The 13615-nt window shown below is 34.1% G+C and carries 8 protein-coding genes; all 8 read left to right on the forward strand.

Annotation, left to right across the window (positions count from 1 at the left end; all coding sequences use genetic code 11):
• Nucleotides 1–372: 372 nt before the first annotated feature.
• The 8 genes from ABS764_RS05325 to galE all read left to right on the forward strand — a co-directional run bounded on the left by ABS764_RS05325 (nucleotide 373) and on the right by galE (nucleotide 13512).
• Nucleotides 373–3594: a SusC/RagA family TonB-linked outer membrane protein gene (locus ABS764_RS05325; RefSeq protein WP_408080720.1), complete on the forward strand. Its 3222-nt coding sequence runs from the start codon at nucleotides 373–375 to the stop codon at nucleotides 3592–3594.
• 13 nt (nucleotides 3595–3607) lie between these two features.
• The gene (locus ABS764_RS05330; RefSeq protein ID WP_408080722.1) at nucleotides 3608–5593 is read left to right on the forward strand and encodes a RagB/SusD family nutrient uptake outer membrane protein; all 1986 of its coding nucleotides are present in this window, start codon (nucleotides 3608–3610) and stop codon (nucleotides 5591–5593) included.
• Nucleotides 5594–5753: 160 nt separating this feature from the next.
• A complete protein-coding gene (locus ABS764_RS05335; RefSeq protein WP_408080724.1) occupies nucleotides 5754–6620 on the forward strand; it encodes a glycoside hydrolase family 16 protein in 867 nt (288 codons plus the stop codon).
• A gap of 429 nt (nucleotides 6621–7049) precedes the next feature.
• On the forward strand, nucleotides 7050–9062 hold the full coding sequence (locus tag ABS764_RS05340) for a DUF2264 domain-containing protein (protein WP_408080726.1): 2013 nt from the start codon (nucleotides 7050–7052) through the stop codon (nucleotides 9060–9062).
• A 139-nt stretch (nucleotides 9063–9201) separates the two neighbouring features.
• On the forward strand, nucleotides 9202–10221 hold the full coding sequence (locus ABS764_RS05345; RefSeq protein ID WP_408080728.1) for an aldose epimerase family protein: 1020 nt from the start codon (nucleotides 9202–9204) through the stop codon (nucleotides 10219–10221).
• A 43-nt stretch (nucleotides 10222–10264) separates the two neighbouring features.
• Nucleotides 10265–11431, forward strand: a complete 1167-nt coding sequence (gene galK, locus ABS764_RS05350; RefSeq protein ID WP_408080730.1) for a galactokinase — start codon at nucleotides 10265–10267, stop codon at nucleotides 11429–11431.
• A gap of 5 nt (nucleotides 11432–11436) precedes the next feature.
• Nucleotides 11437–12486 carry a UDP-glucose--hexose-1-phosphate uridylyltransferase gene (locus tag ABS764_RS05355; RefSeq protein WP_408080732.1) on the forward strand — a complete coding sequence of 350 codons (1050 nt, stop codon included), beginning with the start codon at nucleotides 11437–11439 and terminating at the stop codon, nucleotides 12484–12486.
• 12 nt (nucleotides 12487–12498) lie between these two features.
• On the forward strand, nucleotides 12499–13512 hold the full coding sequence (gene galE / locus ABS764_RS05360) for a UDP-glucose 4-epimerase GalE (protein ID WP_408080734.1): 1014 nt from the start codon (nucleotides 12499–12501) through the stop codon (nucleotides 13510–13512).
• Nucleotides 13513–13615: the final 103 nt, after the last annotated feature.

Consider the following 13615-nt stretch of genomic DNA (forward strand, 5'->3'; position numbering starts at 1 on the left):
TCAGGATTTTTTGGTATTTTACAATTATTGATTAATTGTATACTATATATAATTAATCTTATTTTTTTTAATAAGATGTAAAAATACAAGCTTTTATTTGATGTAAATGTGATTTTGTCCCTTTATAAATACTATAATACCCCCTATAGAATAATTTGGTTTGGTTAGATTTGTAATGTGAAATATATGTTAAAGTTTTGAGTGTTAGCTTAACATTTTTATAATGTTTCGCAACTAACAAAAAAATAAACCAAAAAAATTAAACTACACATGACAAAATTTATTAGGATCAAGAGCTGTCCAGATAGTATGTCCGGATTTGATTTGAAAAAGAGATTTACGCTATTCTGTTTTCTGTTTTCTTTATTTCAAATGCAGGCTAATATTATTAATACTACTTCTGTAGTAGAGTTAGTAAAAGTGGCGCAGCAGAGAACAATTACAGGAATAGTTAGTGATGAAAGCGGTATGCCTTTACCAGGAGCTTCTGTTTTAATCAAAGGTACCCAAATAGGAGCAGTAACTGATTTTGATGGGAAATTTACTTTAAAAGTAGATTCTAATTCAATATTGATTGTTTCCTATATTGGTTTTACCACTTTAAACATTGCAGTGGATGGAAAGGATACTATTAATATAAAGTTGAAAAGTGATGCTGCTGCATTAAATGAGGTTGTGGTAGTTGGATATGGTAAGATGAAAAAATCGGATTTAACAGGAGCAGTTGTACAGGTTAAACCTGAGACTTTAGCGAATCAAAATCCACAAACAGTGCAAGATGTATTGCGTGGTGTTCCAGGCTTGCAAGTGGGGTATTCATCCGATGCAAAAGGAGGCGGTTCTTTGCAGGTACGTGGACAAACTTCTGTATATACCGGAGGAGGACATAATTCTCCACTTATTATTTTAGACGGAATGCAGTTTTATGGTGAGCTTTCAGAGATTAACCCCGGAGATATTGGTCAGATTGATATTTTGAAAGATGCATCAGCGACAGCTGTATATGGTTCTAAAGCAGCAGCTGGGGTGATTATTATTACAACTAAAAAAGGAAAAACAGGAAAACCTGTTATTAGTGTTACTTCAAATATGACTGTTAATACTAAAAGTGCTTATCGTGATGTCTATTCTCCAGAAGGCTATTTAAAATATCGTGAAGATTGGGAAACAGCTAAAACCTATGGTACTAACACTGCAACAGGAGAATATGAATCTTTTGTTGCAAATCAGGTCGGACAGGTCGGTTATTTTTCAAATCCTGAAAATTTAGAGCAGTATGGAATTACACAGGATCAATGGTTAGCATATCAACCTAGTTCCCAGACACAGGGGAAAAGTTTAACAGAAGTTTGGGGACTTCGTCTGGGAATACAAAATGGACTTCTTTTAGATAATTTTATTGCTGGGAAAACTCACGACTGGTACGATAGTACTTTTAGAACAGGATTGAATCAAGATCATAATGTTAATATTTCGGGAGCAGGTGATAAAGTCAATTACTATTTGTCTTTAGGTTATTTAAATTCAGAGGGAGCTATCCAAGGAAATGACTACTCAGCTGTGCGTGCAAATATGAAATTGAATGGACATGTTACTGACTGGTTGGAGTTTGGTGCAAATGTCAATTTTCAAGATCGTACAGATGGAGACATTAGAGTAGGAACTGGAACTAATTACTGGGAAGCTAACATGTTAAGGAATAGTCCGTTTTCTAATTTCAGAGATGTAAATGGAGATTATGAGAGACAACCGATGGGACCAACTATTGGAGGTTATAATTATTACTATGATCGTCAATTTCAGGAATTAGAAAAAGGATATACTGTGTTAAATACCATTTTTAATGCAAAAGTAACTCTTCCTCTTGGAATTACTTATTCTTTTAATATTTCACCTAGATATGAATTTTTTTATAACCGTTATTTTCAATCAGCAGGTAATGTTGGGTTAAATCCCGCAAATATAGGTGTAGACAGAGATCATGGAAAGAATTTCGATTGGAATATGAATAATACTTTAGCTTGGGATTATACTTTTAATGAAAAGCATCATGTTATAGCAACTTTTGTTCAGGAAGTAGAGGAACGCAGATCGTGGTTTGATGAAATTAATGCACGTAATATTTTGCCTTCAGATGCCTTAGGCTTTCATAATACATCAAATGCTACATTAGCAAACAGCTCTTTTTCAACAAATGATACACATCAGACAGCTGACGGACTAATGGCAAGACTTTTTTATTCCTTTGATAATCGTTATCTGATTACAGGAACTATTAGACGGGACGGATATTCAGCATTTGGTGCTTCAAATCCTTATGCGACTTTTCCCTCTGTTGCTGTAGGATGGAATTTTACAAATGAAAAATGGTTTAATTGGAATGCTATGAGTTCAGGTAAACTACGCCTTTCCTGGGGTAAAAATGGTAATAGATCACTTGCTGATCCTTATATTTCTTTAGCTAATTTAGGTTCAGGAACAGGAGCCACAATGGGTTATATTGATTCTTCTGGGAATATTGTTGATGTAAAGTATCTGGCAATAGACCGTCTGGCAAATCCGAATTTGCAATGGGAAAAAACCGAATCGGCAAATATTGGTTTAGATTTTGGGTTCTTAAATGAGCGTATTTCTGGTACTGTGGATGTATATAGATCAAAAACCCATGATATGATTATGAGTCAACGCTTGCCAGGTTTCTCTGGATTTGGATCTATTGCAACTAATCTAGGAGAAGTTGAAAACAGAGGCTTTGAATTGAGTGTTAGTTCAGTTAATATGAGACAGCCTAACTTTGAATGGCGTACCAGTGTTTCTTTCTCATATAATAAGAATATGATAAATAAACTATATGGAAATATGGAGAATATTTTGGATTCCGATGGGAACATTATTGGACAGAAAGAATCTGATGATACAAGTAACCGATGGTTTATAGGTAAATCTATTTCAGAAATATGGGATTATAGGGTAACCGGTATCTGGCAAAAGGAAGAGGCCACAGAAGCTGCAATTTATGGTCAACGTCCTGGAGATCCTAAGATTGCAAATAATTATACTGCAGATGATGTAAATGGTAAACCTGTTTATAATGATAAGGATAAAGAGTTTTTAGGGCAAACTGCTCCTCCAATTAACTGGTCATTGCGTAATGAATTTACACTTTTTAAGAATTGGGATTTAGCGATTAATATGTATTCCTATATGGGACATAAGTCACTTGATAATAATTACATGAATCTATATAACGATGGTAGTTTGTATACAAATAATTATAATCCATTCGTTAATCCTTATTGGACAATTGATAATCCGACAAATGATTGGGCTCGTCTTGATGCCAGAGGACCTGCGGGTGCCGGAACTGCAAAATTGTATAATCGTAGTTTTATTCGTTTAGATAATATTTCGTTAGCTTATAAATTTCCAAAAGAGTTTACTCAGCGGTTATACATGAATAATATAAAAGTTTATGCTTCAGTTCGTAATGTAGCAACGTGGTCAGCAGAAAAAAATTGGAAATATTTTGGAGATCCGGAAACAGGTGGTCTGGCTACCAGGATGTTTAGTTTAGGTTTTAATCTTACACTTTAAAAATTATACAAAAATGAAAAGATATATAAAAAATAATATTTCCAAACTGGCGCCCTTAGTAGTAGTGGCTGCTTTGTTTTCTTCTTGTTCTAAAGATTTTTTAGAACCTGATCCGCTTTCTTTTTACGAACCCGGAACTACATTTTCTACTGAGTCAGGTTTACAGGCAACTTTGGCTATTGCTGATAGAGCATTACGAGGAAATTATATTCATTATAATTTTGCTTCTAATAGTGTACCTATTGGTACTGAATATGTTTTTTCAGATATGGCAAAATACGGAAAAACAGATGCTAGTACTACCGCTGCTGATTATGCTAATATTATTATTCCTACCGGGAGTTTTACAACCTCAACAAATGATGGTATTTATCTTGGATATTATTGGGATGAAGGTTATAATGGTATTAAATACGCAAATACAGTTTTGACTTATATAGATCAAGTTCAAAATTTATCAGAAGAGGTTAAAAATAAATATATAGGTCAGGCTTATTTTCATAGAGCCTATCGCTATCTTAATTTAGTGTATCAGTTTGGAGATGTGCCATTAATTACTAAAATTTTATCGGTTCCAAAGCAAAATTATTATTCTACTAAGAAAGACGCTATTATTGAGATGATTACGGCGGATATGGAAAAAGCCGTAGAATGGGTGCCTGAACAATCAAAATTAAATTATTTGGGTTTGGTCAATAAAGGAGCTTGTCGTCAGTTACTAATAAAATGTTATTTGGCATCGGGTAGATTTAAGGATGCAGAGGATCAGGCGGATATCCTTATCAATCAATCGGGATATTCTTTGATGCAAAATAATTTTGGCACCTTTGATCCGGGAGGGAATCCTACAACATGGCCAATTACAAGAAATGTTATTTGGGATTTGCATAGACCTCAAAATAAAGCTATTACAGCCAATAAAGAAGCAATAATGATAATGCCTAACGCGGGAGCACAATCATTTTTAGGTTTTGCCTCGATGCGTATTTTTGGTCCTTTTTGGAATTCAGGAAATATTACTACACCTGATGGTAAAAAGGGAGCAGAGCGATATGCTTTGAATAACTCTAACTATAATGCTAAATATGATTATACAAGAGCATTTGGACGTGGTATTGCCACTATTAGTGCGTCGTATTATTCGCAAGTTCCTATGTGGGTTGTTAATGGAGTTGAGGACAAGCAGGATCTAAGACATAATAGTACAGTTGGTAATTGGGTTAATATGGAAGATATAAAATATAGTGCTCCTTCATCTACTTTTTTTGATCAAAATTTTAGAATGAAAGAGGGGAATACATTATTAGTAAAAGATTCTATTCGTGATTATTTTGATTTTCCATTGTATAAAATTTACTTGCATGATGTTGTAAATGAAGCGAATCCTAATGCAACTGATTTTCAGGGAGCGAGTACCGGAAGTGTTGCTCATATGTATCTATATCGTTTAGCTGAAACTTATCTATTGCGTGCTGAAGCTCGCTTCTATCAGGGGAATGTTTCTGGAGCTACTCAGGATGTAAATTTCATTAGAGCAAGAGCTGGCGCTTCACAAATGTATTCTGCCGTTACCATTGGCGATATTTGTGCAGAGAGAGGAAGAGAGCTTTATCTTGAAGAATGGAGAAATGTAGAGTTGACTCGTATTTCGCACTGTTTAGCTATGAGCGGTAAGCCAGATGAATGGGGAAATACGTATAGCTTAAGCAATTGGGATAAACAAGCCGGAACTGATAACGCCGGGGGGAGTTATTGGTATCAACGGATTGTGCATTATACTTTATATAATAAATATCCTAATGGAATCGTAGTCCCAAATGGTACTAAAAAATATACGATGGATAAACGTAATGTTTATTGGCCTATACCTAATAGTGCTATAACAGCTAATATAAAAGGACAATTAAGTCAAAATTTTGGCTACGACGGCTATGATGCTAATGTTAAAGTTTGGGATAAATGGCAAGATGCTGTTGCGGATGAAGACAAAATTGAATGATACTATTTTAGTTATTTAATTAGTTAGATTATGAATCGGGTGTGAATTAATTTCATACCCTTTTTAAATTATGATGAGTTGTTATTAAAGTATTTTCTATTAATAATTTTGAATTTCTAATACTATTTTATAAAAGAGAATTTAACCAAAGTTTATATTAATGAAATTAATTCTATTTAAGTTTTTGTTTTTAAGATTCATATTAAATGTTCTTTTTACTTTCATTACTGACAAGGATGCATCGGTTAATAATTATAAAAGTTATCAATTGGTTTGGAGTGATGAGTTTACTTTAGATGGTCTTCCAGATGACAAAAACTGGAATTATGAAACTGGTTTTATTCGGAATCAGGAAGACCAATGGTATCAAAAAGAAAATGCCTATTGCAAAGACGGTTTTCTTATTATAGAAGCCAAGAAAGAAAGCAAAGTCAATCCAAATTTTGTTTCCAAAAACCATCGGGATTGGGCTAAAAGAAGAGATTCTATAAAGGTAACGTCTTCTTGTTTAATTACCAGAGGAAAGCATTCCTGGCAATACGGTCGATTTGAAATGCGAGCTAAAATTCCAATCGAAAAAGGAATGTGGCCAGCTTTTTGGACTTTAGGTATTGAAGGGAATTGGCCAGCTAATGGTGAAATTGATATTATGGAGTATTATACTGGAAAAATATTAGCTAATACTGCTTGGGCGTCAAACAATACTAATATAGTTTGGGATAGTCAAACAGTTATGTTAAATCATTTTAAAGATGATTCCTGGGCAGATAAATTTCATGTATGGAGAATGGATTGGGATGCTCAGTCTATTAAATTGTATGTTGATAATGAATTGCTTAATGAAACAGATTTGAAAGAAACAGTATATTCTGTTAGTCAAAAGATTCTTCCATTTCAGCAGCCTCATTATTTATTAGTTAATCTGGCTGTAGGGGGCACTAATGGAGGTAATTATACTAGTACAAGTTTACCTTCAAAATACATAATAGATTATATCAGGGTTTATCAGAAAAAACAATCCAAGTAATACATTTAGTAGTTTCAAATTTAGAATTATTCTTTTATTCTGAATCAGAAGCGTTCTTGTTTATAGTAATAATATACTGATAAGTTGAGGTGAATACGGATAATGGTTGTTTAGCCAGAGTGTTTGGATGTAATAATAAAAGGAATAAATTCAAATTCATTCATGTTTTGTTTTTATACGGCCGTTTTTATTCTAAAAAACTGGTAGGGGCTGGTATTGAAAACTAGATTAATTACATAGATTTGAATTTTCATGATTAGAAAAAAACAAAATTACAAATTGTACAGTGATGAAAAACATACCATTTGTAACGGTCTTATTTTTGCTTGGCTTGTTAACTGTGAATTGTGTTTCGGCTCAGACGAAAGTGAAGAATACATGGAAAGGATTCTGTCAACTGATAAAAATATATAAAAAAACCATTTGAAGATGAATAAATCAAGTCTTTTACTTTTAGCTATTTTTTTAAGTCCTTTTTTGTTTGCACAAAAGAAGGAAAGCAATAGAGAGGTATTTCAAATTACAAATCCGGATTATAAATTGAGTCCTTATACCGGAATGACTAAACAACACTGGAGAGATGCTGCCTTATATTTACTGGAAGGTGCATTTACATATATTCATACACTGGATGACCCAATGAAATTTCCTAAACAGCAAGGAAAAAGTTATCCAATAAATGAAAGTCAGATTCCGACAGAAAAATTAGAAGGACTTTGCAGAACCTTATTCATTGCTGCTCCCTTATTAAAAGAAAATCCGGATTTAGTTATCAACAACATACAAGTAGCCGATTATTACAGACATCAGATAGGGGAATTGACAAATCCCTCAAGCCCTTCTTATATTGAATCACGACCTAAAAATGGAGGCCCAAATCAAAAATTAGTTGAATTTGGAGCATTAGCAGTTTCGATGATGATTAATCCAGAGGTTTTATGGAAACCTATGCCTCAAAATCAAAAAGATGCATTAGCCAAAATAATGCTCAGTTACGGAGATGGACCTACGGTAGATTCGAACTGGAAATTCTTTAATGTTTTTGTGCTGAGTTTTTTTAAAGAACAAGGTTATGAGGTTAACGAAAAGCTGCTGGTTGAATATCTGGAAAAATCACTGAAACATTATAGAGGAAACGGCTGGTATAATGACAGCCCTGCTTATGATTACTACAGCATGTGGGCTTTTCAGATGTATGGAATGATTTGGTCGGAGTATTTTGGTAAAAAAAATTATCCTGAAATAGCAGCTCAATTTGTGCAAAATTTTAGCGATTTAAAAGGTAATTATCCTAATCTTTTCAGTAAAAACGGAGAAATGATTATGTGGGGACGAAGCATTAGTTATAGAACCGGTTCGATTATTCCTTTTCCGTTAATGGGATTTCAAAATGACCCGAATACTAATTTTGGCTGGATGCGTCGTATCGCATCAGGAGTGATTAAACAATTTTTTACGCATCCCGATTTTATGAAAGATAGAGTTCCTACTTTGGGTTTTTATGGAGCTTTCGAACCTGCCGTTCAAATTTACAGTTGCCGTGGTAGTGTTTATTGGATGGGAAAAGCCTTTTTAGGCTTACTGGTTCCGGATAATAATCCGTTTTGGAATGCTAAAGAAAATAATGGTAATTGGGATACCCAATTTAAAAAAGACAAAGTTTACAACCAATATCAGGGAGATTCTCAAATTCTTATTACCGATTACCCGAATATAGGCGCTTCTGAAGTGAGAGCCTGGTGCCATGAAAAGGTAAAAAACGATTGGCAAAAATTCCGTTCTACTGAAAATTACAACCGATTATCTTATAACAGTGCATTTCCCTGGCAAGCCGATGGTGAAAATGGTGAAGTGGCTATGAATTATGTTGTTAAAAATAAAGTGAATAAATGGGAAGCCTTTCGATTATTCACTTTTAAAAATTTTGAAAACGGAATTTACTATCGCGAGGTGGTTTTAGAAACTGATGAAAATATTAAGTTTAGTTTGGCTGATATTCCTCTTGCCAATGGGATTTTGAGAGTCGATAAAAACAATTCGGATAAAGCCATTTCAATGCGTTTAGGGCATTATGCTTTGCCTGAACTTGATAAAGAGATTATGGTTACTAAAAAGAAAATAAAAAATTACGAAGTAACTATTATTGATAATGGTAAATATCAATTAGCGATGATTCCAATCTTAGGATGGGAAAAATCAGAAGTTGTAAATGCTCAGGGATTGCACCCTGAAAGTAACAAGAGTGCCGTAATTGATGTAATAGCGCATACTAATCCGGAAAAAGAAGGCTCAGGTATTTATGCAACTCTAATGCTGTGGAAAAAATCAGGAGAAAAATGGAATTCAAAGGAACTAATTCCGGTAAAAAACATACAGCAAAGTGATAAAAGCATCACTATTGATTTTTACAAAGGAAATGCAAAACATATCAGTTTTGATTAATTCTTTGGGATAAGATAATGTCAGTTCATTTTTTCAATCTAGTGGCTTTATTTGAAAAACTGGTAGGTACTGGTATATACAATTGAGGTTTATTTCTATTTTTGCTCAACCAACTTAAATAAAAATAAAACCAATTCCTATGTCTGCTTCTGATAATAATTTAAATTATTCCAATACTACTGTTAATACTTTTTATGTGTTAACCAATAAAAATGGAGCGCAACTTACCGTAATGCCTTTTGGAGCTACTGTTACTTCATTAAAAATTCCGATCACAAATGGAGAATTGATTGATGTGGTTTTAGGATTCGATAGTGTAGAAGGTTATGAGAAATCATTTCGATTAGATGGTTCACCTTATATGGGAGCTACCGTTGGGCGTTATGCCGGGAGAATTAAAGATGGGAAATTCGAATTAAACGGTAAAAAATATCAACTAGCAATCAATAACGGAGCTAATTCATTACACGGAGGAATAGAAAATTTCAGTAAAAAAAACTGGGATGTTGATGCGGTAAATACGGGCAAAAATCAATCAATTACGTTGAGTTATGTCAGTGTTGCTAACGAAGAAAATTATCCGGGTGAGCTTTCAGTAAGTTTGACTTATACTTTGACTGAAGAAAACGAATTGATTTTGAATTACAAAGCCACAACTACCGAAGATACCATTATCAATTTAACACACCATAGTTATTTCAATCTGGAGGGACACCAATCGGATGTTTTGAATCAGGATTTGGTTGTTCACGCTCAAAAAGTAGTTGAAACCAGAGAAGACGGTATTCCTACAGGAACTATTCTGGAGGTGGCTAATACGGTTTTTGATTATCGAACAGCTAAAAAATGTCCTCAAAATATCGATAACACTTTTGTAGTGGAGAATAATGATGAGGTAAAAGCAACTCTTTTTAGTCCAAAAACTAATTTAAAAATGGATGTTTATACCGATCAGCCTGGAGTTCATATTTATGTGGGCGGAAATTGCGGTTCTGATTTAAAAGGGAAAGAAAATGCAGCTTACCACGCTTTAAGCGGAATTTGTTTTGAAACACAAAATTTCCCTGACGCACCAAATCACGCCAATTTTCCAAATGCTGTTTTGAAAAAAGGCGATGTTTACACTCAAAAAACTATCTATAAATTCGAATCATTATAATACACGATTTTAATAAATTTAATACTATTCCAATTTCTAACTAATGAATGATATTTTAATAAACAAAACAACCAGTTCTTTTAAGGACACTTTTGGTGCTGAACCCACTAAAATAGTAATTTCTCCGGGAAGAATAAACATCATCGGAGAGCATATCGATTACAATGACGGTTATGTTTTGCCGGCAGCCATTGATAAAGTAATTTGTTTTGCTTTTGCAAAAAACCATACGAATACTTCCAGAGTGATTGCTTTAGACCTGAATGATGAGTTTGAAATTGATGTTACGGCTGAGGTAAAATTAGACGATAATTCCTGGACAAATTATATCAGAGGAGTAATTAATCAGTTAAAAATCAACGGATTTCAATTTGAAGGTGTAAACTGTGTTTTCAGCAGTAATATTCCTGTTGGTTCTGGGTTATCTTCTTCGGCGGCCTTAGAATGTGGATTTTTATTTGGAATAAACGATTTATTCAATTTGAATATCAAACCTATTGATATTGCTTTGTTAGGACAAAAAGCAGAGCATTGGGTGGGAATTAAATGCGGAATTATGGATCAGTTCTCAAGTGTAATGGGATTGGAAGACAAAGTGATCAAGATTGATTGCCGTACTTTAGAGTATACCTATCACGATGCTGATTTTAGCGATTATTCATTGATTTTATTTGATTCAAATGTAAAACACTCGTTAATGACTTCGGCTTATAATGAAAGAAGACAGCAATGTGAGGAAGGAATTGCTATTGTAAAAGCGAATTTTCCTGAAATCAAAAGTTTTAGAGATTGTACAGAGCAAACCATTATTGACTTGAAGGACAAAATGAGTCATGACGTTTTTAGACGTTCTCTTTTTGTGGTAAGGGAAATCAACCGTGTAATTCAGGCTTGTGAGGCTTTAGACAATGGGAAAATTGAATTGTTAGGCGAATTGATGTTTGCTACTCACGAAGGATTGTCTAAAGATTACGAAGTAAGCTGTGAAGAGTTGGATTTATTAGTAGATTTGGCTAAAGAAGAAACAGCAGTTATTGGTTCAAGATTAATGGGCGGCGGTTTTGGAGGCTGTACAATTAATCTGGTGAAGAAAGGACAAGAGCAACAAATTAAAGATAAATTCTCAAAATTATATAACGATGCTTTCGGAATCGAATTGAAAATTTACGACGTGAAAGTAAGTAACGGAACATCACTATATACTAAATAATGACTATGAGACAGTTTGATATTAATGAAGATCCGCATAGAAGATTTAATCCTTTAATAAACGAATGGGTTTTAGTTTCTCCACACCGTGCTAAGAGACCTTGGCAAGGACAAAAAGAAGCGGTAAATACTATTGCGTTACCAAAATACGACCCGGAATGTTATTTATGTGCTGGAAATGTTCGTGCTAATGGTGAAGTAAATCCAGCTTATGAAAGCAGTTTTGTTTTTGAAAATGACTTTGCAGCCTTAAAACAGGAGGAGATTGCTTTTGATGGAAATGAAAAAAGAAGTTTTTTTAAAGCGCAACCGGAAAGAGGAATTTCAAGAGTAGTATGTTTTTCACCAAGACATGATTTGACTTTGCCGGAAATGGAAGTGGACGGAATTGTAAATATTATCCATACCTGGCAAAAAGAATACACTACTTTAGGAAGTGTAGATTACATTAATCACGTACAGATTTTTGAGAATAAAGGAAGTGTAATGGGATGTAGTAATCCGCATCCACACGGACAAATCTGGGCGCAATCTTCATTGCCAACTCAGGTTCAAAAAACGCAGGATAGTTTAAAAGCTTATTTCGATAAAAACGGAACCAATCTTTTACAGGATTATTTGCAACAAGAATTATTGAAAAAAGAGCGTGTGGTTGTTGAGAACGATCACTTTGCAGCTATTGTTCCTTTTTGGGCAATCTGGCCTTTTGAAACGATGATTATCAGCAAACGTCATATTACAAAAATCACTGATTTTACTGAAGATGAAGTGATTGCTTTTGCTGAAGTTTTGAAAAAACTGACGACAAAGTACGATAATCTTTTCGAAACTTCATTCCCTTATTCATCCGGAATTCATCAGGCACCAACAGACGGTGAGGAGCATCCGGAATGGCAATTTCACATGCATTTTTATCCGCCATTGTTGCGTTCGGCTTCCGTAAAAAAATTCATGGTAGGTTATGAAATGATGGGAGAATCACAAAGAGATATTACACCTGAGAAAAGTGCTGAAATGTTGCGAAATTTATCTGATGTACATTACAAACAAAAATAAAATTTAAAAGATATGAAAATACTAGTAACGGGAGGTTTGGGTTTCATAGGTTCGCATACGGTAGTGGAATTGCAAAATGAAGGTTTTGAAGTGATTGTGATTGATAATTTATCCAATTCATCGGAAGATGTTTTAAAAGGTATCGAAGCTATAACAGGTAAAAAACCACTTTTTGAAAAACTGGATTTAAGAGAAAAAGCATCGGTTCAGGATTTCTTCAAAAAACATGCTGATGTAAGTGGAGTGATTCATTTTGCGGCTTCCAAAGCAGTAGGAGAAAGTGTAGGGAATCCATTGTTGTATTACGAGAACAACATCAGTGCCCTTGTATATATATTGCAGGAATTAGAGAAAAAGGAAAATACTAATTTTATTTTCAGTTCTTCCTGTACAGTTTATGGTCAGGCGGAAACAATGCCTATTAATGAAGATTCAGCAGTTCAGCCAGCGATGTCTCCTTATGGAAACACGAAACAAATAGGGGAAGAAATTATTAGTGATGTAGCTAAAATAAGTGGAATCAACGCTATTTTATTGCGTTATTTTAATCCAATTGGAGCACATCCATCGATTGAAATAGGTGAATTACCAATAGGTGTTCCCCAAAATTTAGTGCCATTTATTACACAAACCGGAATTGGATTGCGCAAAGAATTACTGGTTTACGGAAATAACTATCCAACACCAGACGGAACCTGTATCCGCGATTATATTCATGTAGTCGATTTAGCTAAGGCGCACGTAGTGGCTTTGCAACGTTTATTAAATAAAAAGAACGTTGAAAAAGTAGAAACTTTTAACCTTGGCACCGGAGTAGGAAGTTCTGTTTTAGAAGTAATCAATGCTTTCGAAAAAGTAAGCGGTCAAAAATTAGCTTACCAAATTGTTGACAGAAGAGAAGGTGATGTGACTTTAGCTTACGCTGATACTACTAAAGCAAATGAAGTGCTTGGGTGGAAAACACAATCTACTTTGGAACAAGCCATGGAAAGCGCCTGGAAATGGGAACAAAAAATAAGAAGCTAATGCTTAAACCAATTACTAATTTAAATAATTTCTTATGAGCTCAAGTCTCGAATTTGCAGATTATGCAGTATTTATAATCTATTTTTTAATTGTATCGATTTAC

The organism is Flavobacterium plantiphilum, from assembly GCF_046000495.1.
In the GTDB taxonomy this organism is placed as follows: domain Bacteria; phylum Bacteroidota; class Bacteroidia; order Flavobacteriales; family Flavobacteriaceae; genus Flavobacterium; species Flavobacterium plantiphilum.